Annotated in this window: 20 protein-coding genes and 2 pseudogenes; 12 read left to right on the plus strand and 10 right to left on the minus strand. The window is 61.6% G+C overall.

Annotated elements, in window-relative coordinates:
* Positions 1 to 201 precede the first annotated feature (201 nt).
* The 4 genes and pseudogenes from ACVWW1_RS15700 to ACVWW1_RS15715 all read left to right on the plus strand — a co-directional run bounded on the left by ACVWW1_RS15700 (position 202) and on the right by ACVWW1_RS15715 (position 3,576).
* A pseudogene (locus ACVWW1_RS15700) lies at positions 202 to 1,393 on the plus strand (thiolase family protein).
* 22 nt (positions 1,394 to 1,415) lie between these two features.
* Positions 1,416 to 2,243 carry a hypothetical protein gene (locus ACVWW1_RS15705; RefSeq protein ID WP_456656440.1) on the plus strand — a complete coding sequence of 276 codons (828 nt, stop codon included), beginning with the start codon at positions 1,416 to 1,418 and terminating at the stop codon, positions 2,241 to 2,243.
* Between the two features lie 11 nt (positions 2,244 to 2,254).
* Positions 2,255 to 3,178: an alpha/beta fold hydrolase gene (locus ACVWW1_RS15710; RefSeq protein ID WP_456656441.1), complete on the plus strand. Its 924-nt coding sequence runs from the start codon at positions 2,255 to 2,257 to the stop codon at positions 3,176 to 3,178.
* A complete protein-coding gene (locus ACVWW1_RS15715) occupies positions 3,175 to 3,576 on the plus strand; it encodes a hypothetical protein (RefSeq protein ID WP_456656442.1) in 402 nt (133 codons plus the stop codon). The genes ACVWW1_RS15710 and ACVWW1_RS15715 overlap by 4 nt, the downstream gene beginning before the upstream one ends.
* Before the next feature lie 11 nt (positions 3,577 to 3,587).
* On the opposite strand, the gene ACVWW1_RS15720 is transcribed toward ACVWW1_RS15715, so the two are convergent.
* Both ACVWW1_RS15720 and ACVWW1_RS15725 read right to left on the minus strand, forming a co-directional pair.
* A complete protein-coding gene (locus ACVWW1_RS15720) occupies positions 3,588 to 4,760 on the minus strand; it encodes a patatin-like phospholipase family protein (RefSeq protein ID WP_456656443.1) in 1,173 nt (390 codons plus the stop codon).
* Between the two features lie 102 nt (positions 4,761 to 4,862).
* The gene (locus ACVWW1_RS15725) at positions 4,863 to 5,096 is read right to left on the minus strand and encodes a hypothetical protein (RefSeq protein ID WP_456656444.1); all 234 of its coding nucleotides are present in this window, start codon (positions 5,094 to 5,096) and stop codon (positions 4,863 to 4,865) included.
* Between the two features lie 90 nt (positions 5,097 to 5,186).
* On the opposite strand from ACVWW1_RS15725, the gene ACVWW1_RS15730 reads away from it, so the two are divergent.
* A complete protein-coding gene (locus ACVWW1_RS15730; RefSeq protein WP_456656445.1) occupies positions 5,187 to 6,068 on the plus strand; it encodes a LysR family transcriptional regulator in 882 nt (293 codons plus the stop codon).
* Between the two features lie 382 nt (positions 6,069 to 6,450).
* Positions 6,451 to 6,768: a hypothetical protein gene (locus tag ACVWW1_RS15735; RefSeq protein ID WP_456656446.1), complete on the plus strand. Its 318-nt coding sequence runs from the start codon at positions 6,451 to 6,453 to the stop codon at positions 6,766 to 6,768.
* A 52-nt stretch (positions 6,769 to 6,820) separates the two neighbouring features.
* On the opposite strand, the gene ACVWW1_RS15740 is transcribed toward ACVWW1_RS15735, so the two are convergent.
* A protein-coding gene (locus ACVWW1_RS15740; RefSeq protein ID WP_207832802.1) for an IS5 family transposase occupies positions 6,821 to 7,584 on the minus strand; the annotation gives its coding sequence in 2 pieces (ribosomal slippage) (positions 6,821 to 7,246 and positions 7,249 to 7,584; 762 coding nt in all).
* A 183-nt stretch (positions 7,585 to 7,767) separates the two neighbouring features.
* Between ACVWW1_RS15740 and ACVWW1_RS15745 the strand changes: the two genes are divergently transcribed.
* Positions 7,768 to 8,442: a peroxiredoxin-like family protein gene (locus tag ACVWW1_RS15745; RefSeq protein ID WP_456656447.1), complete on the plus strand. Its 675-nt coding sequence runs from the start codon at positions 7,768 to 7,770 to the stop codon at positions 8,440 to 8,442.
* Positions 8,443 to 8,470: 28 nt separating this feature from the next.
* Complete coding sequence (locus tag ACVWW1_RS15750; protein ID WP_456656448.1) at positions 8,471 to 9,625, plus strand: alkene reductase; 1,155 nt, start codon at positions 8,471 to 8,473, stop codon at positions 9,623 to 9,625.
* A 16-nt stretch (positions 9,626 to 9,641) separates the two neighbouring features.
* Here ACVWW1_RS15750 and ACVWW1_RS15755 read toward each other — a convergent pair whose 3' ends face one another.
* Complete coding sequence (locus ACVWW1_RS15755) at positions 9,642 to 10,667, minus strand: AraC family transcriptional regulator (protein ID WP_456656449.1); 1,026 nt, start codon at positions 10,665 to 10,667, stop codon at positions 9,642 to 9,644.
* A gap of 138 nt (positions 10,668 to 10,805) precedes the next feature.
* Here ACVWW1_RS15755 and ACVWW1_RS15760 point away from each other — a divergent pair, with 138 nt between their 5' ends.
* Both ACVWW1_RS15760 and ACVWW1_RS15765 read left to right on the plus strand, forming a co-directional pair.
* Entirely contained in the window at positions 10,806 to 11,342 is a 537-nt protein-coding gene (locus ACVWW1_RS15760; protein ID WP_456656450.1) for a carboxymuconolactone decarboxylase family protein, read from the plus strand.
* 47 nt (positions 11,343 to 11,389) lie between these two features.
* Positions 11,390 to 11,896, plus strand: coding sequence for a YkgB family protein (locus ACVWW1_RS15765; protein ID WP_165123260.1), 507 nt, complete (start codon positions 11,390 to 11,392; stop codon positions 11,894 to 11,896).
* A gap of 738 nt (positions 11,897 to 12,634) precedes the next feature.
* Here the strand turns inward: ACVWW1_RS15765 and ACVWW1_RS15770 are convergent.
* From ACVWW1_RS15770 to ACVWW1_RS15790, 5 genes and pseudogenes are all read right to left on the minus strand, one after another.
* On the minus strand, positions 12,635 to 13,387 hold the full coding sequence (locus ACVWW1_RS15770; RefSeq protein WP_456656451.1) for an acyl-CoA dehydrogenase family protein: 753 nt from the start codon (positions 13,385 to 13,387) through the stop codon (positions 12,635 to 12,637).
* Between the two features lie 79 nt (positions 13,388 to 13,466).
* Positions 13,467 to 14,090 (minus strand): annotated as a pseudogene (locus ACVWW1_RS15775) (acyl-CoA dehydrogenase family protein); the annotation flags it as partial.
* Between the two features lie 247 nt (positions 14,091 to 14,337).
* Positions 14,338 to 14,913, minus strand: coding sequence for an alpha/beta hydrolase (locus tag ACVWW1_RS15780; protein WP_456656452.1), 576 nt, complete (start codon positions 14,911 to 14,913; stop codon positions 14,338 to 14,340).
* 322 nt (positions 14,914 to 15,235) lie between these two features.
* A complete protein-coding gene (locus ACVWW1_RS15785) occupies positions 15,236 to 15,397 on the minus strand; it encodes a hypothetical protein (protein ID WP_456656453.1) in 162 nt (53 codons plus the stop codon).
* Positions 15,394 to 16,446, minus strand: coding sequence for an ABC transporter substrate-binding protein (locus ACVWW1_RS15790; RefSeq protein ID WP_456656454.1), 1,053 nt, complete (start codon positions 16,444 to 16,446; stop codon positions 15,394 to 15,396). Before ACVWW1_RS15790 ends, ACVWW1_RS15785 begins: the two co-directional genes overlap by 4 nt.
* 672 nt (positions 16,447 to 17,118) lie before the next feature.
* Between ACVWW1_RS15790 and ACVWW1_RS15795 the strand changes: the two genes are divergently transcribed.
* Both ACVWW1_RS15795 and ACVWW1_RS15800 read left to right on the plus strand, forming a co-directional pair.
* Entirely contained in the window at positions 17,119 to 19,026 is a 1,908-nt protein-coding gene (locus tag ACVWW1_RS15795) for a flavin-containing monooxygenase (RefSeq protein WP_456656455.1), read from the plus strand.
* Between the two features lie 128 nt (positions 19,027 to 19,154).
* Positions 19,155 to 19,985, plus strand: a complete 831-nt coding sequence (locus tag ACVWW1_RS15800; RefSeq protein WP_456656456.1) for an IclR family transcriptional regulator — start codon at positions 19,155 to 19,157, stop codon at positions 19,983 to 19,985.
* Between the two features lie 24 nt (positions 19,986 to 20,009).
* Here the strand turns inward: ACVWW1_RS15800 and ACVWW1_RS15805 are convergent, their stop codons facing one another.
* The gene (locus ACVWW1_RS15805) at positions 20,010 to 20,921 is read right to left on the minus strand and encodes an HpcH/HpaI aldolase/citrate lyase family protein (RefSeq protein WP_456656457.1); all 912 of its coding nucleotides are present in this window, start codon (positions 20,919 to 20,921) and stop codon (positions 20,010 to 20,012) included.
* Positions 20,922 to 21,138 lie beyond the last annotated feature (217 nt).

Raw genomic sequence — 21,138 nt, forward strand, 5'->3', positions numbered from 1 at the left:
ACAAGGAGGTACAGCATACGCCGACGGCGCGAAGTCGACAAGTTTGGAGCCTGGCGAGGCACGATTTCGATGAAAAAAGGCGCTCTATTCCAAGCAGGAATAGACGTTATTGCGACAAGCGCTCTGCCGAGATCGTCGCCGGCGCCGCAATTTGGGTAAGCACGCGTTCCCTGCGCGTCATCTCGGTGGAGGCCTTTTCTCATGACATCGAAGCACTCGGTCGTGATCGTTGAGCCGGTTCGAACGGCCATCGGAACATTCGGCGGCACCTTGAAGGATATTCCGGCCGTCGAACTGGGTGCGGCGGCCATCAATGCCGCTCTTCAGCGTTCCAACCTGCGGCCTGACGAGATCGGCACGGTCGTCATGGGAAACACGGTGCAGGCCGGCAACAAGATGAATCCCGCGCGCCAGGCCGCGATCCACGGGGGACTTCCGGTGCAGGTACCTGCCATGACGGTGAATCGCGTCTGCGGCTCCGGCGCGCAGGCAATCGTTTCCGCGGCACACGAAATCTTGATGGGCTCGGTGGATGCAGCCATCGCCGGCGGCATGGAGAACATGGACGCAGCTCCGTACCTGGTCGCGCACGGCCGATGGGGCCACCGCTTGGGGGACGGCTCCATCTACGACAGCGTGTTGCGCGACGGCCTCAACGATGCCTTCTCAGACGCGCACTCGGGCTGGCACACGGAAGACCTGGTCACAAAGTTTCAGATCAGCCGCGCGCAGCAAGACGAATGGGCCTTGCGTTCTCATAGACGCTTCTCTGCAGCGCAGAGCGCCGGTAAATTCGACGGCGAGATCGTGCCCGTCGAAGTTCGCGTGCGAAAGGGACCGAGCACGTTCCGGGTCGACGAGCATAACCGTCCGGACGCGACGATCGAGGCGCTGGCCAAGCTGAAGCCGGGCTTTCCGCGATGGCGGTACGATCACCGCCGGCAATGCGCCGGGCTTGAATACGGCCGCTGCGGCGATGGTGCTGGCAGGAGAGGATTGGGCGGTCAAACGCGGTCTGTCGCCGATTGCCCGACTGGTGTCGTACGGCATCGCTGCGGTGGAACCGGGCATGTTCGGGCTCGGCCCGATCCCCGCCGTCAGACAGGCGCTGGCGCGCGCCGGCTGGAGCAATGGTGACGTCGAGCGTGTTGAAATCAACGAGGCCTTTGCCGCCATAACGCTTGCGGTCATGCGGGAACTCAGCCTGCCGCCCGAGATCGTGAACGTCGAGGGTGGCGCGATTGCACATGGTCATCCCATCGGGGCGACAGGCGCTGTGCTGACGACCCGCCTTCTCCATTCGATGCGTCGGGACGGCCTCACGAAAGGTATTGTCACGATGTGCATCGGCGGCGGCCAGGGGATCGCTCTGGCCCTCGAGATGATCGCTTGAGCATAACCGCAGGAGCTTCTCCATGGTCCTTCTTGTGACGAGCGCCTCGGGCGTGAATGGCACGGGTTACGGCAATTTCTTGGCCTTTGATGCGGACGGCAAGCAGCTTGGCCCGTTCAGTGAGGACGCCCGGATTGTCGATCCGCGCGGTGTCGGCATCAGAGGTGCCTTCCTCTTTCTTAACAGTGGCTCGAACCGCATTTTGGCACTCGACCGCAAGGGTCAAGTCGTAGGTGACAGTGGGCTGATAGCGGGCTTGAACCCGGGCGGCGGGAATTTTGGGCCAGATGGGCGCTACCATGTCGGATCGCGCGCCGCGCGGACGATCCTCGCCTTTGCGCCGACGCTCGATGCCCCGGGGGAAGCCATTCTCCCTTCCATGGTGGTCCCGTTTCCCCGTGGTTTTGCATTCGGCCCGGACGGCACCCTTTTTCTCGCGTCCGGCATCGGTCCGGGCGGCGCGGGCGACAACACTATTTTGGCGTTCGGTCGGGCGCGGAAGCTCAACTCTGCTTGGAAAATCGAAGATCCGGAGCTGAGCCCGCTCGATCTAGCAATCGCACCGAACGGCAATGTGGTCGTGAGCAGCGAGCATCCCTTCGGAGATCCGGATGCAATGACGAGCATCCGCGAATACGATCGATCCGATGGCCGGCTTGTTCGCGTACTTTCTCCGGATCGCACGACCCAATTCAGGAAACCACGGGGCCTTCGCTTCGGGTCGGACGGGAAGCTCTACTGCGTGGCCCAGGACGAAGTCGTCGCGTTCGATTACGCGACAGGCAAATCTTTGGGACCAGCGGCCAAGCTGCCGGGCCTCAACGGCCAGGCCGTGATCTTCTTCGGATAGGGAGGAAAAAGATGGACGCATCGAGATCGGTGCAGCAGTTCGCGCAAGAGCAATGGCCGTACGAACCGAAATTCAAGCAAGTCAACGGCTGGCGCATGCACTACGTCGACGAGGGCATCGGCGATCCGGTCGTTCTCCTGCACGGCAATCCGGCTTGGGGATTTCTGTACCGGAAATTTATCAAACCGCTGACTGCGGCGGGTAGGCGCGTGATCGTTCCGGACATGGTCGGCTTCGGGCTGTCCGAGAAGCCTGTCCGCGAACAGGCCCACACGCTCGACGGCCACATCGCCAATCTGACCGGCCTGTTGCGACAGCTCGATGTGCGCAACGCGACCATCGTCTGTCACGACTGGGGAGGACCTACCGGCCTCGGGTTCGCCCTGTCCAATCCGGACCGCGTCCGCGCTCTGGTGATCATGAGCACGTGGGCCTGGCCGCTGCCTCCGGCCGAATTCCACAAGCGGATTTTCCCTTGGCGCATGATGCATGCGCCCCTCGTCGGGCCCTACCTTCTCGGACGCCACAACGCGCTTGCAGGCCGCGGAATGTATCTTTCCGTGGTCGACCGCAAGAGGTTCAGGGCAGAGGCCCAGAGTGTCTATGAGAGCGTCCTGCCGGATCCCGCGTCGCGTCTGCTTACCTGGACCTGGCCGCGCTGGATCCCGCTCGACAAGAGCGCGCGCGCCTTGGCCCGCTTCGAATGGCTCGAACGCGAGCTGAAGAAGTCAAAACTCCCGACACTGCTGGTCTGGGGGCGGGAAGACGAGGTCTTCGACCACAAGACGTTCGCAACACGCTTCAAAGAGCTCTTGCCGCATGCCGAGGGACCCGAGCTGGTGACGGGCCGGCACTTTTTGCAGGAGGACTCCGGCGAGGAGATCGCCGGCAAGATCAACGGTTTCCTGGACCGCATCGAGGGAAGGCAGTCATGACAACGATCCACGTCATCGAAAATCCGACACTCGAAGGCAAGAGGAGAGCGTTTGTGCTCGCCGAAGACCGCGTCGGACATTACCCGGAATTCCGCGAATTCTTCGTCAAGCAGTTTTCTCTGGACGCGAACGCCTTATCACGTCCCGGCTACGTGCTGGCGCCCTCGGGAATGGTCTACGCGCTCGTCTTCATCGGCCGCAGCGGAGAACCGTTTCCCGACGGGATCGAGGTCTACGCCGTGCCCGATGCGTTGGAGCCGTTGAACGATCCGGAGATCGACGCTGATCTTTGGGCGCTGCTCAGCTGGATGATCGCCGGCGTCGGCGGCGCATGGCGGGTGGAGGATCTAGATGCCACGGGTCGGCTCTACCAGTTGAGCGTGGCCGCCGGCGCCTGACTCGCGGCCGCTCATTCGGCGGCGGGCGTCCCCAAATTCTTGGCTTCGTGAAGGATGACACCCGACAACGGGTCGAACTGGGCCAGCCATGGCTTGCGCGCGAGCACCGCGTTGGCGTGCGCGTAACCTGCTTCCCAACGCCGCCGGATTCCGGCCTGGCTGAAATCGATGTCCTTGGTGTGATCATCGTGGACCAACTGCGGCGCGAGCAATTGGACCACATGCATACGGGTCTGGCAGCCGTAGCCCAGCAACTCCCTGACTTCCGGGTTGCTGTGCTCGTTTTCGGGCAGCCGCGACGCGAGCTCGTTGATGACGTGACGCAAACGATGCGTCTGCTGGAGGCGCGCGATCTGGCTCGCAATGCGGCTCGAATATTGGGCGTCCTTGTGACGGTTGAGAACATCGGCCATCGTCGTCGGCTCGGGTCCCACCGGATTCCACAAATGGACAGAGAAGATAACCGAGTCTCTTCGCGGATCGTCATCGAATACCGCCTCGGTGGGCGTATTGGAAAGGATGCCGCCGTCCCAGTAAAGTTCGCCGTCGATACGCACGGGCGGAAAGGCAGGCGGAAGAGCCCCAGAAGCCATGATATGCCTCACGTCGAGCCTGCCATCGCGGGTGTCGAAATAGCGCATCCGGCTGGTTCGCACATGCGCCGCGCCCACAGTCAGGCGCGGCCTTCCCTGATTGATCAGGTCGAAGTTCACCAGCTCGGCAAGAGTGTGTTCGAGCGGCGCCGTCGAGTAGTAGCCGGCGTGGTCGGCGCCCAGCGGAAAGGCGTCTCCGGCATAGGCAAGCGGGTTCGGCTTGAAAAATCCGGGGATGCCCTGGGTCAGCGTGCTCCAGTGCGACCACCGTCCGTCCAGTCCAGGGAAAGCGCCCTCAAAGCCCCAGCGCGCGACGCGCTGTACGCGGCTCCAGAACGCATGCAGCCGCTCTAGCCGGCGCTGCGGCTCGTTTCCGGCAATCAGACTTGCGTTGATGGCGCCGATCGAGGTGCCGATGATCCAGTCCGGCTCGATTCCGGCTTCCTGCAGCCCTTGATAGACACCGGCCTGATAGGATCCCAATGCGCCGCCGCCTTGCAGAACGAGCACCACCTGTCCCGGGAGGTCAGCGCGATCCGCCCGGCGCTGCAAACGATCCGTGGCCTCAAGCCGTTCAGTCGGTCGGTTCATGCGGGGTCTCCTAATTTCAAGTAACTCTTCGCCGATTCAAGGCCGGGATGGCGTTATGTCAATCGGTCCTCCGACCGCCACGATGGTCGATATCGTTATGTCCTAGCCGCGTCCGTGGGCGGAGCAGCGAAGCAACATCTCGAGATGGGGCGCGACGAGGATGGCCAGGCTCGCCACCGCACTGCCCGTCATCGCGTAGGCGAACAAGGCATCCCTTGCGGTCGCGCGCAGGATCTGAATCGCTTCGCTTGCGACCGCCTTCGCGCGGATCGAACGGCTCCGGTCGGCGCCGGCGGCCCGGACGAGGCTCGCGATCGGGTGTTCGTTCGTGCTCATTGCGTCTCTCCTTTGCGTGGAAAGTGGCCAATTCTTCTCAGTCATGGCAGACAGGACGGAGCGATATCGCTCATTCCCGCGGAGAATAGGATGGATCGTCTAGCTTCAATGGAGACGTTCGTGCGGGTCGTTGAAACGGGTTCCTTCTCCGGAGCGGCCCGACAGCTTCGGGTGGGGCAACCAGCCGTCTCCAAATCGGTCGCCCAACTGGAGGAATACCTCGGGGTCAAGCTGCTGACGCGTTCGACGCGCGGCCTCACTCCGACGGAAGCCGGGCTCGGTTATCTGGAGCGCGCCAGGCGGGCTCTCGAGGAAGCGGCCGAGGCCGAGCTCGCCGCACGCGGAGCCGGAGCAGGTCTCAAAGGACGATTGCGCGTCTGCGCCGCCGTCACGTTCGCACGCATCCATCTCATTCCGATGTTGCCGCAGTTCATGGCTCAGCATCCCGAATTGGATCTCGAGGTGGTCCTGGACGACCGTCAGATCGACCTCGTCCAGGAGGGCATCGATGTGGCGCTCCGGATGGGAAAGATGATGGACTCGACGCTGACCGTTCGCCGCGTCGCAAGGTGCAAGCGGCTCGTCCTCGGGACGCCCACCTACTTCGATCGGGCGGGCGTACCCTCTACTCCGAGCGAGCTGAGCAAGCACCAGGCCGTGGTCTATCTGCAGGGAGAAGGCAGTGTGTGGTCCTTCAGGCGCGAAAGCACGGAATTGTCCGTTAGCGTTCAAAGCAGATTGCGGGTAACCGCCGCGGAAGGCGTAAGAGCCGCGGTGCTCTCTCATGCAGGACTAACCATCGCTTCGGAGTGGATGTTCAGTCCCGAACTGCAATCGGGCGCCGTTCGCACCGTCCTGTCCGAATGGAGCCTCCCGCCGCTCGACCTCTGGGCGGTGCTTCCGACCGGCCGTGCGGCGACAGCCAAGGCGCGAGCCTTCGTCGGGTTCTTCGAACGTTCGTTCAACGCCTAAGTTCGGAGAAGATCGGACCTTACTGCCGCTCGCGAGGCGGTTTGGTCTCGGCGGTCGCCGGAATGGTGCTCGTCGCTGCTGGCGGGGCATGAGGCGGAGATCCTTGTCAACCACGGAGGCTTCGTCGGGCAAGATCTCGGAGGTGCCCATACGACCGTTCTCTCCGACGAGAGCGCGATCTAGCCGTCTCCATCATGTCGGACGACCGCAAGCGTTGGGCGACCGCGCAGCGTGCGACCGCAGCCATGGGGCGCACTCGGGAGTTCGTGAGACGAACAAGCATGTCTTCGAGCCCCACTGACATTCAACGTCTCAAGCGGATGAGTACGGTGACACGCATGGGAGTTGCTCATCCCGAGCCTCCTGCGAAAGGAGTGTCATCATGTCCCGCAACTCGACCTTGAAGCGCTCACTCAGCGCAGCCGCTGCCGTGGCCGTCTTTGCCGCTCTGCTGTCGCCGGCGAACGCAACCGACCGGCAAGATACGGCTGCTGTTTACCCTGATGTGTCGATCAGGGCCGCCACGAATCGTGCGCCGATCGTATTGACCTCACGCTTGCCCTGGCTTGCTCCGGTCGGCCATCGGCAGCCCCGCCAGGCAGACGTCCCCCGTCATGAAGCCGTCTCAACATGGGAACGCCAGCAACAGCAGGTCGAACAGGAGTTGGACCGCAAGCTGATCATCTGTCGTGGCTGCTGAGATTGGGCGGTTCTCATTCCGGGCCGGAATAAGCGCTAGGTGGTGTGGACACTTACCGCATCCAAAGGACGATGGCTGCGAGAGTGACGACGGCTAGGTAATTTCGGGCGGTCTTTTCGAAGCGGGTTGCGACGCGTCGGAACTGCTTGAGCTTTGAGAAGCAGCATTCGACGAGGTGACGCTGGGCATAGAGGTGCTTGTCCAGCGGGTATTTGAGTGCGCGTGACGGGTTGTTGGGGATGACGGCGAGCGCGCCCTTGGCGGCGATGGCTTGGCGCAAATGATCGGCGTCATAGGCCGTATCGGCCATGACGACCTCGGCAGGTAGTCCCTCGATCAATGCGGCAGCTTGCGGTGCATCGCCCTTCTGGCCTGCGGTCAGCGCGAACCGTACGGGACATCCCAAGCCACGAACGGCCATATGTATCTTGGTGCTCAGGCCACCGCGCGAGCGGCCGATCGCCTGATCTTCAGACCCCCTTTTTTGGCCCCGGCGGCGTGCTGATGCGCCCGGACGATGGTGGAATCGACGATCAAATATTCGAAGTCCGGATCATCGGACATCGCCTCGAAGATCCGCCACCAGACGCCCTTGATGCTCCACCGACTGAAGCGCCGGAACACGCTGTTCCAATCCCCGAACGCCTCCGGGAGATCACGCCAGGGAGAGCCCGTGCGAACAATCCAAAGTACACCTTCCACGAACATCCGATTGTCGCGCCCAGTGGAGCCCTTCTGGTCGGGGCGACCTATGATCAGCGGCGCCATCCGCTCCCAAGCCGCGTCGCTCAATACCAAACGGTCCATCACACCCAAGACTGCCTCCCCAAAAGCAGTCTTGAATCTGATTTGCGCCTAAAAGGGAATCCTTAGAGTCCACACCACCTAGTCCGTCGTGCCCGCTACCTTATACGGCGGCCTCCTTTAGCTTTCTGCACGTGAGTTCAACCAAGCGGGCGGCGCCGCCGTCCTCCACGCCGACGTCATAGGAGAACCGTCATGTCGCTCCAAGCCAAGCTCGATGCCTTTAAAGCCGATTTCGAGGCTGGAAATCCGCCCTACAGCGTTCCTCGCTCCGTCATCGAGACGATGCACCGCGCCACCGCAGAACTGATTGAATCGGGCGCGGCCAAGCGCGCCAAGAAGGCGGGCGACCTCGCTCCAACCTTCTCGCTCAAGGATCCGGAGGGCAATGTCGTGAGTTCGGCCGACCTGCAGAAGCGCGGTCCGCTGGTGCTCAGCTTCTACCGCGGCGTTTGGTGCCCCTACTGCAACATGGAGCTGCAGGCGCTCGAAGCCGCCAAGCCGGAGTTCGACAAGTACGGCGCTTCGCTCGTCGCGATCTCGCCACAGACCGGTCCGAACAGCCGCAAGTCGGTGCGTCAGAACAAGCTGTCCTTTCCAATCCTGTCGGACGCGAAGGGCAAGGTCGGCGCCGCGTTCGGCCTGCGCTTCAACCTGCCCGACTATCTGGTCGAGCTCTACAAGCAGCTCAAGAACGATCTGCCGACGTTCAACGACGACCCGAGTTGGACGCTGCCGATGCCGGCCCGCTACGTCATCGGTCGGGACGGCGTCATCCTCTATTCCGAAGTGAACCCTGACTACACCCGCCGGCCGGAGCCTGAAGACATGGTCCCGGTCCTCCAGCGGGCGGCGGCCGTCAAGGTGTGACGGCACATGAGGCGGCCGGTGGGGCGCAATGACCACCGGCCGCTGTCCTTCCACTCAAGCACCCGAAAGGAATGTACCCGTGTCCAAGCTCTTCACCCCGACCCAGGTCGGCCCCTATCGTTTGTCCCATCGCGTCGCCATGGCGCCGTTGACGCGGATGCGCTCCGACCCCGGCGACATCCCGAGCGAGCTGATGGTCGAATACTACAAGCAGCGCACGACCAAGGGCGGCCTGATCATCTCCGAAGCGTCGCCGGTCTCGATCCGCGGCAACGGTTATGCCGGTGCGCCCGGCATCTACTCGGACACTCAGATCGCGGGATGGCAGCGCGTCACCGAGGCGGTCCACGCCAGTGGCGGCCGCATCTTCCAGCAGTTGTGGCACGTCGGCCGGCAGTCGCATGTCGACCTGCAGCCGAACGGGGACGCGCCGGTCGCGCCCTCCGCCATCGCGGCCGAGGGCTACGCGTACTCCAAACGCGGCGAGGTCCCGTTCTCCATGCCGCGCGCCCTCGCGCTGCATGAGATCCCCGCCATCATCGAGGAGTTTCGGTCGGGCGCCGAGCGGGCGCTGCGGGCGGGCTTCGACGGCGTCGAAATCCATGGCGCGAACGGCTACCTGCCCGACCAGTTCCTGCAGGACGGAACGAACAAGAGGACTGACGAATACGGCGGCCCCATCGAAAACCGCGCCCGCTTCATGCTGGAGGTGACGCAGGCCGCCATCTCGGTCTGGGGAGCCGATCGCGTCGGCGTGCGCATTGCACCGAGTGGCACCTACGGATCCATGTCGGACAGCGATCCGGCAGCGACCTTCGGCTACGTGACGACGCAGCTTGACCGTCTGGGCATCGCCTACCTCCATGTCGTCGAACCGCGCATCAAGGGCACCGAGGAGCTCTCGCGTGGCCGGGCGCCGATCGCCGCTCAGCATCTGCGGCCGAAGTTCTCGCGAACTTTGATCGCGGCTGGCGGCTTCACCCCGGCTTCCGCGGAAGCCATCGTCACCTTCGGCGACGCCGACCTCGTCGCCTTCGGTCGCCATTTCATCTCGAATCCGGATCTGCCGGAGCGGATCCGCCAGGGCTTGCCGCTCACCCGTTACGACCGGTCGACCTTTTACGGCGGCGACGCGCGCGGCTACACCGACTACCCGACCGCAGAGGCGGCGGCAGCAGCCTGAACCCTGCTCGCGTCTGTCATCTCTCGGCCAGCGAGGGTGCATCGCCGCCCTTCGCTGGCCTACGCTCGTCAACCTCATCGGCTTCGATGACCTTCGCCGGATTCGCATCGGCAGGAGTTGCCGGCCTTGCGAAGATGTCCTGACCCGACGGCTCCTGCATCTTGCGCCACTGCGCCGGAGTGACGCCCATGTGGCTCTTGAAGGCGCGTTGGAAAGCGGCTTCGGATTGGTAGCCAACCGCCTCCGCCACGGCGCCCGTCGAAAGAGACGACCTCCTCAACTCGTTCGCCGCGAGCGTCATCCGGATGTCAGTCAGAAGATCGGAGGCCGAGCGCCCGAGCTTCTCCTGGAATTGCCGGACGAGCGTGGCGCGCGACATGTTGCACAGGCGCGCGAGGTCGGGCAGCGACCATGCGCGCGCAGGCTCGTTGAAGAGAGCCGCCACGGCCGGCGCCAGGCGCGGATGACCGGCAAGCGCGAGGAGACCACGTGGTGCATCCTCGGTCTCGCTTGCGAGCCGCAGCACCAGCGCAAACATTGCGGTCGACAGCGCATTCAGCATCGCACGGCCACCGAGATGATCGTCCGCCGACTCGCCGCGCATCAGGGCGACCAGACCGGCGAGCTGTGCGGCGTTGTCTCCTTCGTCCGGACCGCGGGCATGCACGACGAGGCGAGGCGGCAGATAGGTGCGTAGCAGGCGGTCGTGCGGAGACGCGATCGCGAAATGCCCGCAAAGGAGATCGAGGCGCTCTCCTTTGCCGGCGTTCTCGCTGATAATGAGATTGAGCTCCTGGCGATTTCGCGCCGGCCTGGGCCGAGCGCCACTGCCGTCGTGCATGACGTGACGCGGATTGCCCGGCAGCAGCAGGATGTCCCCGGTCTCCAGCCGCAGCGGCTTGCCGCCAGCCGGGTCTTCCAGCACCGCCGAGCCGCCGACGACCGCGTGATAGGGAATCTCATTCGCCTCGCCCGGACCCTGATCGATCCGCCATGGCGCGCCGTAGGAGCAGCGCAGATCGAGCCGCCCGCGCACCGGCATCACAGTCCATGGCCACCTCCTGAACGGACTAAATGTGAGACGTTGGAGCATATATTTGCGCCAACGCGACATTCAAAGTCTCATTCAACGATCATACTGTCACTCCGCAATCGTTCACCCCAACAAAGGAGCGCCACTATGTCCCGTCTTTCTGTTCCGAACCTCGAAACCGACGCCGGTCCGTCCGGCCAGGTCTATGCCCAGATCAAGAAGGCCATCGGCAGCGTGCCGAACACTTTTGCGGCCATCGCCGCCCATGGTCCCGCGGCGCTCAAGTCCGTCCTCGCCGCAGATACGGTGCTCGCGTCCGGCTCGCTCAGCAAGCGCGACCAGGAAACCATCAAGCTGATCATTAGCGGTGTCGTCGGCTGCGATTACTGTGTGGCCGCGCACAGCCTGCTCGGCAAGCTCGCGGGATTGAAGTCCGACGAACTGAAGAACATCCGCGACGACAAGCCCACAGGCGACGCCAAGCGCGATGCGCTCGCCCGCTTCGTCCGCAAGCTTGCGCAGTCCAGCGGCACCGTCAGCGACGAGGAGTTCGCGGCGATCAAGGCCGCCGGTTACAGCGACGCTCAGCTCGTCGAGATCAGCCTGGCCTTCGCGACCACCGTCTTCACCAACGTTTTCAACCGCATCAACGACACCGAGATCGACTTCCCCGCCGTCGCGTGAAGCGATCGAGTGATCCGTCAGGTCTCAAACACGAAAGGATCACGACCATGACTACGCTTTCCATTACTGCTCAAAACCCGATCGTCCGTGCGCTACACAGGTCCGGCCTGTTGGCGGAGGACCTCGACTACCACGTCGTCCGAGCCTCGATGGTGATCATGTTCGCCTTCTTCGGCTATCAGAAGTGGTTTCCGTACGAATTCGAACGACTGGTCCCGTTCATCAGCAACGGGCCGCTGATCTGGTGGCTCTACCCGGTCTTCGGCCACGCCGGCGCCAGCTACTTCCTGGGCGCATCGGAGTGGACGTTCGGGACCCTGCTGCTTGCAGGCTTTTGGGACAAGCGGCTCGGCGTTCTTGGGGCACTGGGCTCGACCGGCACCTTCATCGCGACCGTCACCATCATTCCCTTCATGCCGGAGGGCTGGGACGTCGCTGCCGGAGGCTTCCCTGCGATGACGGGCAACGTACCGTTCCTAATGAAGGACGTCGTCCTGCTCGCCGTCTCGTTCTACCTGCTGAGGCAGGACGTGGTTCGCCTGACGCGGCAATAAGGGTGGCGCCCTGCTGATGGCGAGGCATCGCCGGCGAAAGTCCCACCTCGCCGGCGATTGTGCGTTCCAAAAATGCCGAAGGAGTGCTGCGGAAGATTCTGCGGCAATCAAACTGTTTGTGCCCGACGGTCTGATGCACCTGGCGAGCCAAGGCGCAAACAGAAAACTGACGAGAATACGAGCGATCGGCCATGTGACGCGTGTCCGCTTTGCGCCACCACAAGCGGCCCTCATCTGGACCCTTCTGAGACGAGCGGCTTCGGCCGAATGTCCTCTTGCCGCCAAAACCTGGCGGTGCTCGAAGCTGGAGCTTTGGACGCCCCGCCCCTCTGTACGATCAAGTACGCTGCAATGCTCCTTTAGCGAAAACGCGTTGGATTACCGGCCTCAACCGGGATAAGCCAGCTCACTACTTCGGTCGGCGTCCTCAATACGAAAGGAAGCGAGAACAACTCCACCAGACTACGCAAAACTGCGCGATACCAGCCGGCTGCACCACTCTCACTCAATCATTTAGGAGCACCCTATCGCGTTGACTTACCGACACAATGTCTCAAAGCTGACGGACAAATCCCGATGGTACGTCCGTCCCAACTTTTCGGTCTTGAATTCACAGTCAAATTTGCGTGGCCCTGACAAAGGGCTCCCTTTCCAACTATCGGGGACAATCGAAAAGGTGAACGCGTGTGCTTAGGTGCAACGCCGCCGCCGCTTCGCAGCCCTGTCCTTCCCATACCGTCAATCGTTGTGAATTCTCGGTAGAATGGTCCGCTTTGCGCCATAACAACCTTTTTGGCGCGAAGCTGATTTTGATCCTCTGCTTGAGCCGTTGCTCATTACCGGTGTCTTGCACCCGCCTTGGCTATTTAAGTGCGGTAGTAGATCACCGCGAATGATCCCTGCGAGGCGAAATCTTGATCTACAGCGAGGAGGCCGGACACAACCGAATCTAGGCTCGCCCCTCGGCGTTCGGTGCCGACATCGTTCGATGGTCATCTCATTTTGACTGGCTTGTCCAAGCAACTTGTCTGAAATGATCCTCTGCTGGATTTCGGACGTACCCTCGAAGATCTTGGTGAGGCGTGCATCTCGCCAATAGCGTTCGACGGGATGCAGCGTGGTGTATCCAGCGCCGCCGAGGATCTGCAACGCCTCGCTGGTGACGCGCTCAGCCATCTCCGAGGCGAAAAACTTGACCATGGATGTCAGCATGCCGGCCGGCCGATCAGCATCGATTTCACAGCAGGTGTGGTACATCAATTGCCGGGCCGCCTCGATCTCGGTCGCCATGGTTGCGATCTTGAAGCGGATTGCCTGAAAATTCGCAATTGGTTCGCCGAACTGCACGCGTTCTTTCGCATAGGCCATAGCGTGATCGAGCGCGGCCTGCGCCAGACCGATCGAGCGCGCCGCGGTATGCGCCCGCGCCAGCTCCAGGCCGGCGGCTGCGGCCTGGAATGCACGCCCCTCCTCTTCTCCGTCGTTCCGCACGGCAGGAACACGGACGTTGTCGAAAATGCAGCTCCCACGTCTTCCAGCCGAAGTAACCGATCTTCGGAATCGGTGAGCCCGTGACTCCCTTGGGCAATTCGCCTTTGGGCTTCTCCACTGAAACGCTTACCGTCCTGTCCATCGGGCCATCTGGACCGTGTAGCCGGCATAGCACGCGGATGAAATCCGCCCCGTCCGCGAACGTGCACCAGTACTTGTTGCCGTTCACGATCCAGGTCTCGCCGTCGCGCCGCGCGCCGCACGCAACGCTCGACAAGTCGGACCCGGTTTGGGGCTCCGAGAGTGCCGCAGCGCCGAGATAGCGGCCCTGGGCCATGAGTGCGATCTTCCTTCGACGCTCGTCAGGCGCCCCCGGCACAGCGGAATAGAATTTGTTGCCGCGCGCTATGATGCTCGCGACACTCATCCAGCCGCGCGCAAGTTCTTCGGCAACCAAACAATATTCGAACGCTCCGAGCCCAAGTCCACCGAACTTCTCGGGAATGACAATCCCAAAGAAACCGAGATCGCCCATACGTTCGATCAGCTCGCGCGGTATGTCACCCTTGATCGGATCGAGCTTATTGGCGACGGGAACGATCTCTTTGAGAGTGAAATCACGCGCTACGCGTTGCATCGCGAGGCGCTCTTCAGTCATCCAGCCAGAAGACGTACCATCCGTCATTGTTGTTGGCATCCCCATTTCGTCCTATGCCCACTCGTCGAGTGCGTTACCGTGCCGAACATGTCGGCGCTCCCGAGCGTCAAGCCTCGCAACCTGAGCCCCGGAGGCATCGACCGCGATCGTCACGGACGTGCCTCCCAGCGGCGGACGACGTTGCCCGTTGTGAGGGGTCAACGTCCCGTTCACGTGCCGCTGCTCTTCAGAGCTGGCATAGCTGTAGCAAGCCATTGCCAAGCCGTGTCAGTTCCGCGCGGCCTCAAGTCGGTCACCGACGAATTCTGCCACTCGCCGGATCGCGGCCCGCCCCTCGGGCAGCAAGGACGCAAAGAAAGGCCAGATAATGTATCATCTCGTCCCAGACCTCGATTGTCACCTGGGTGCCCGCCCCGCGCGCCCTGTCCGCCAGACGCCTTGAATCGTCCAACAGCCGCTCGGAATCGCCGACCAGGATGAACAACGGCGGCAGACTTCGGAGATCAGCGTAAAGCGGCGAGATGAGCGGCTCTCGAACGCTTCGCTCACCCGCATAAGCCTTCGCATACCGGAGGGTCGTCTCAGGCGTAATGATCGGATCCACCGCCGCCCGGCTTTGCATTGACGCGCCTTCCTTTGCCAGGTCGGTAGAGGGCGAGATCAGAAACGCCCCGCAGGGAGGCGGCTCTTCCGCGTCCCTAAGGCTAATGAGCAGGGCCATGGAAAGACCCCCACCGGCCGAGTCGCCACCGACTACGATACTCCGGCGATGCTCCGACGCCCGCAGCCACCGGTAGGCTCGAATGGCATCATTAAGCGCCGCTGGAAACGGGTGCTCGGGAGCCAGCCGATACTCGACGCTTAACACCCCTGCAGCGCGTCGCCTTGGCAAGTCTGCCTACAAATTCCCGATAGTCGCGAACCGACGCGATGCAATAACCGCCGCCGTGGAGAAAGAACAGCACTCCATGCGACTGAACGTCCGGCGGAACGCACCACTCCGCAGCTACGCCGTCCGCATCGACCGGCACGAACTGCAAGTCGGGATCCGGCACAAACTGAGCTGCCAATGTTGAAAACCGCTGGCGCAACTCGGCAATTGAGAGGCCGGTGGGCGTAGGCCTGGACCGCAAGGTGTTTAGAAACGCCGCGAATTCAGGACTTGCCATGTCAATTCCACCAGTTTCGAGTTAATTTCCGACCTGCGCGGCAAACGGGGTCCACTTGGTCCCGTCGAATTCGACGAACTGCAGATTGCGGATGATGTTGTAGTCTTCGGGAGAGTTCTCATAGGAGACACCGGGAAGCCCCAACACCAGGGACACGCTCTTCAGATTTGTTGCGTGCTTCATGACATTCTCTCGCGTGAGAGCTCATCTCCACAGCTCTTCAGAATCGTCTCCATCAAATTCCCGACCATGTAGCCCGTCGCATAGGCGGTCTCTTCCGGATTCACACCGGGAAGGTATGTCTTGACGAAGTCGAGGTAGTCACGAACGTCCTTGTCGTCAGCCCATCTCGGATCCGTGGGATCCTTCTGCCATTGCGAACTTATCAAACCCTTTGCATTTTCCAGTCCCGCAGGCCGAAGAATTGCACCGATCGAACCGGAGATCGACGGCACGATCATTCTCGCATTCCACCCCATCTCTCGCGCACGGCGGATCGACTGCGAGGCGAACTTGGTCAACGCCGCGTTGAAGAACAGATCGGCACCGGACGAAGCGAGTTGGGCAACCTGGGAATCGATCGTTGGTGATGTGGACTCGTAGTTTGCCACCCTCACAATCATCGCGTCAGCCTTGTCGCCAAGGCCCGCGCGCAGACCTGCGATATACTCCCGGCCGAGCTCGTCGTTCGGATACAGGACGGCGATCCTGGAGTTCGGCCAAGACTTCAGGATCAACCTGCCGAAGATCTGTCCCTCCGTGTAGAACGGGATGAAGAACCCGGTCGACCAGGGCGCATGCTTCGGGTCGTTGAATTTCCTGCTGCCCGAGATTTGAAACAGCTGCGGTACTCCGGCCTTGTTGAGGTAGGCCTGCGACGCCACACCGGTCGGCGAGCCGTTTGACCCGACAATTGCAAGCACACCCTCCTCTTCGACCAGTTTGCGCACCTGCTCGAAAGCCTTGGGCGGGCTATACCCATCGTCAAGCGATATCAGCTTGACCTTTCGGCCATTGATGCCGCCCTTTTCGCGATTGATTTTTTCGAAGTAGGCGGCTGCCCCGCGGCCAAGCGCCGAGCTCGACGAAACAGGGCCACTATAGGGCTCAGTCTGCCCGAGCTTGATCTCCTGGTCTGTAACACCGGGGCCGTATTTCTTATCGCCCGATTGGGCGAAGGCATACGCACAACTCACCGCAATCGTCAGCGCAAGAATAGTCGCTCTGATCACACCGTGCCTCCCTGAACCATCGTTCGCATCTCTCTGGACGCGCGTTATCTTGAACTTCTGACGAAGACGGGGAACGGTCAACAAGGCGGAGGTCACGGCCGTCGCATATTACGAGTGTGATCAGGGCCTGGCGGATGCCGTACGAGTAGCGCGAGCGTTGGGCGCCGCCGATGCTGCCGTAGTGATACGATGCCGCGCTTCTGCTCCCGCAAAAGCAAGTCAGGAAAATCCGCCGTCCGGCAGCGCAACCGGACGTGGGCGAAGGCTTGCCTTCAACGTACCTTCTCTCCGCGGAAGCATTCGCTGGCTGGGCGGGATCGCCAGCACGGACACCGATCAACTCCGTTCGACCGGTTCGATCACATGGTCCTCCGCGCGGGTCAGGCGGCACGATCGTCGACATCGACCAAGCCCGCGAAGACATGTGACACGCCGATCAACATGCAGGACCAAGGTGGCAATGACGATCACACTTGTAATAAACGGGTCGTCTATTTTAACGACGTCATTTCAATATCTTACGCGGCAGATCCGGCAGAACCCCGGGATTGCACAAAAAACGATATGCAATAGGATTGCGTATTATGCATTGGCCATGCAGATTGGATTTTGCTGTCCGACTGCCGCTTGGCCGATGCGCAACCGCCGCACAGCACGATCGGGGACAGTCGCATGCAACGAGACACACAAGAGGTCATCAAAAAGGTATTGGGAACACTTGCCTTCGACTGCGATGAACTCAGATCAAAGTACGACGGCGAACGTGACAAGAGGGTCCTTGAGCAGGGCAACGCGCAGTATGTTCCGACGACGGGAAAGTTCGCGCATTTCGACCGCGATCCCTGGACGGCGCCAGGCTTCACCAGAGCGTCGATCATCGAGCACACCGAAGTCATCGTGGCTGGCGCCGGTTTTGGCGGCCTTCTCGCCGGCGCGCGTCTGAGAGAAGCAGGCTTTCGCGATATCCGCATCGTCGATGAAGCGGGAGACTTCGGTGGGACCTGGTATTGGAACCGATACCCTGGCGCGATGTGCGACATCGAGGCTCATATCTATCTACCGCTGATCGAAGAACTCAATTATGCGCCGAAGCATCGATATGCCTATGCAGCCGAGATGCTCGAGCTCAGCCGCAATATCGGCCGCCACTATGATCTGTACCGAAAGGCCTGCTTTCAAACGACCATCACGGAGGCTCGCTGGATCGACGCAAAGCGGCATTGGCTCATCCAGACAAACCGAGGAGATCGACTGACCGCAGACTACCTGGTGCTCGCCTGCGGCAGGCAAAGCCTTCCCAAGCTTCCGGGCATCGCGGGCATCCAGGAATTCGAGGGGCATGCCTTCCACTCGAGCCGTTGGGACTACGATTATACGGGGGGGAGCGAGCAAAACTTCGCCCTCACCCGCCTTGTCGACAAGCGGGTTGCCGTCGTCGGCACCGGAGCGACTGCGATTCAGATCGTTCCGGAGCTCGGAAAATGGGCCAAGCAGCTTGTTGTCTTCCAACGAACCCCGTCGTCCGTGGGCGTCCGGGCCAACCAGCAAACCGGGCCAGATTGGGTCGGCGAGCGAACGCCTGGGTGGCAGAAGAGACGGCGTGATAATTTCCAGCGCCTTATGTCCGGTCTCAAGCAGGATGTGAATTACGTCAATGACGGATGGACAGAGATTGCGGGATCTCTCAATCCGCTGAGACCAATCGAAATCGAAGAGCGGCTTGGTCGGAAACCAACGAAGGAAGAACGCGCCCTGCTCGGCGAGGTATTCGACTATCAGGTCATGAACAAGATCCGCGGACGCGTCGAGGAGGTCGTCAAGGATCGAGCCACCGCGGAAGCGTTGAAGCCATGGTATCGCTGGCTATGCAAACGGCCGTGTTTCCATGATGACTATCTGGAGACCTTCAACCGCCCCAACGTCATCCTGGTTGATACTCACGGACGCGGAGTGGAGCAAGTTACGAGAAGGGGCATCGTGGCTGATGGGTCCGAGTATCCCGTCGATTGCATCGTGTTTGCGACCGGCTTTGAGGCAGGAATTTCCTACACCCGACTGACCGGGTTCGAATTGTTCGGACGGAACGGACTTGCACTAAGCGAGCACTGGCGCGCAGGGGTTCGAACGTTCCACGGAATGACCACCGACTGGTTTCCCAACTGCTTCTTCATGGGTGGAAATCAGCAGACGGCAGCGGCCACGAACGCGGTCCAGTTGCTGGACGAACAGGCGATCCATGTGGCCTACACCTTGCGCAGGCTCAAAGCACTGTCGAAGGACTTCGTCGAACCAACCTCCGAAGCAGTCGACAACTATGTGCACGAAATTCGCGTGTCGCCGAAGAACATCGCCCAGGTCGCGTTTTATCAGCAGTGTACGCCAGGGTACTATAACGCCGAAGGCAAGGCTGCGAAGAGCGAGGACATCTTCCAGGGCGGCCGATATGGCGATGGTCCAATGCCATTCTACGCCATGCTTGAGTCGTGGCGGGCAAACGACCGGCTCGAAGGCATGCATTTCGAGCCACCGCGGCAGGACGACGTCCCGGAACAACCATCTGCCGCGGGACAAGCATTCTAGTTCAGAGCTGTGGCCAGATGAACAAAGGGATAGCAGCCAAGCATGCAGGCAGCTATCCTGCACTCGCCTCACCGATCGCGGAGTGCGCATCCAGCCACCACTTAGTCCACTAAGCCTGGGAGAACGATGTGGCCGCCAAGCCCCCGAAGCGGAAGAAGCCAGCACCGGGCGCGGCGGAAGTGCTGGACTTGAGCCTGATAAAGTCGGTCGGGAAGGCTATCGCGGTCCTTCAGGAACTCTATCAGGCCGGCCGTCCGCTCCGCATCGTCGACCTCGCTGAATTGCTCGACACCTCATCAAGCACCGTCTCCCGTATGGTCAGCACGCTTGCCGCGGCAGGTCTGGTCGAGCAAGAAGCGGAGACCGGCCGGTGCTACCTCGGCCTGGGATTGGCGTTGCTCGGAAATTCGGCCCTGGGACGACGGGAGCTTGACCTCTTCGCGCTTCCCGCCATGGCCGAACTGTCCGCCGAGTTCAAGGAGTATATTAGCCTCAGCCGGCTGCATAGGTGGAAGGTCGTCATCATGCGTGGGCGCACGCTTGAGACCCTGCGGCGAGACATCACCATGGTGTCGGTCGTCCCGGTCCATGGCAGCGCGCCAGGAAAGGTTCTGGCCGCCTGGCAGGACGCTCGTTATGTCCGCCAGATGCTTGCCGAGAACGGAATGGATGCCTTCACTTCCAGGACGATCACGTCGGCTGACGCCTTCATGGCCGAGTTGGCCCGGGTCCGAAAGGCCGGATTCGCTCTCGACGACGAGGAGCTCATCCAGGGATTACGACACGTGGCGGCGCCAATCTATGATCATCGCGGACAGGTGGTCGCGACGATCTCGGCGGGCGGCTCAGCGCACCGCGTCAGCGGAGCGCACCTGGAAAAGCTGACGGCCGCCACAATGCGCTGTGCCGCCGATGTGTCCCGCCTCCTCGGCTTTCGGCTGGCCACGGCCACCGGTTAGACGCTACGCGCGATGACGTGCCCCCTACAAGCCGTAGAGATCGGCCTTATCCAAGGTATTCTGAACGAGCCGAAGGACGGCCACATCGATCATGACGCCATCAACCTGCGCGGCTCCCAATCCTCTCGCCTCGGCCTCACGATAGGCCGCAGCCATCCGTCTCGCGCGCACGATCTCCTCCGATTTCGGTGAGAACACAGCCTGCGCAGGCGCAATCTGCGAAGGATGGATGGCCCACTTTCCGACCATGCCGAGCGCACGGGCCTTGTTGGCCTCAGCGCGATACCCCTCCTCATTCTTGAAGTTGGAATATGGCCCGTCGACCGCATCGATGCCTGCCGCCCGCGCGGCCATTGTGATCCGGAAGCGGGCAAAATGGAAAATGTCACCCGGATAACCGCCATTGCCGCCAATTTCGCGCGTATCGATGCCCTGCGACCCAGAATAGTCCCCCATCCCGAAAATAAGGCATTCGAGCCGATCGGAGCACTTCCCGATCTCCTCGACGTTCTGCAGGGCTTGAACCTCCTCGATCAGAACTTCGATACCGATGCGACGCGCAAGCTTCATCTTCTTCTCGACCTGGGTCAGCAAACGATCCAGGAAGATGACGTCGGCCGCCGAATACGGCTTCGTCAACATAATCGTATCGAGGTTCTGACCGGCGCTCTCGACAATCGAAATCACGTCTCCATGACACCACTCGGTGGTTACGTCGTTGATGCGAACGCAGCGGGTCTTGTTGCCCCAATCAAGATTATTGAGCGCCCAAGCAATCTTGCCGCGAGCCTCGATCTTCGCGCTGGGCGCAACGGCGTCCTCGAGATCGCAGAACACATGGTCGGCATCCGACGCGGCCCCCTTTCTCAGCATCGCTTCATTGCTGCCAGGTACCGACAACTGGCAGCGCCGGGCTCGTCGAATACGCGTCGTCATCTGGATCTCCATATCGAAAAAGCAGAAGGCTCGCCGATCGCGGCTGCCACGATCCACAAGTGCGCATATTCTCCCGTTCGATCGCAAGCATTCCGGGGCGCGTCGGTGCGATGATTACGTCTGTGATGTTTCAGGGGTGAAGGGAGAATCAATGTCGCCGGTCCGCCCGAATGATATGGTCCGTGCCGCGTCGCGACGTGCCGTGTCTCTGAAATCC

The organism is Bradyrhizobium sp. JR3.5 (assembly GCF_054057015.1).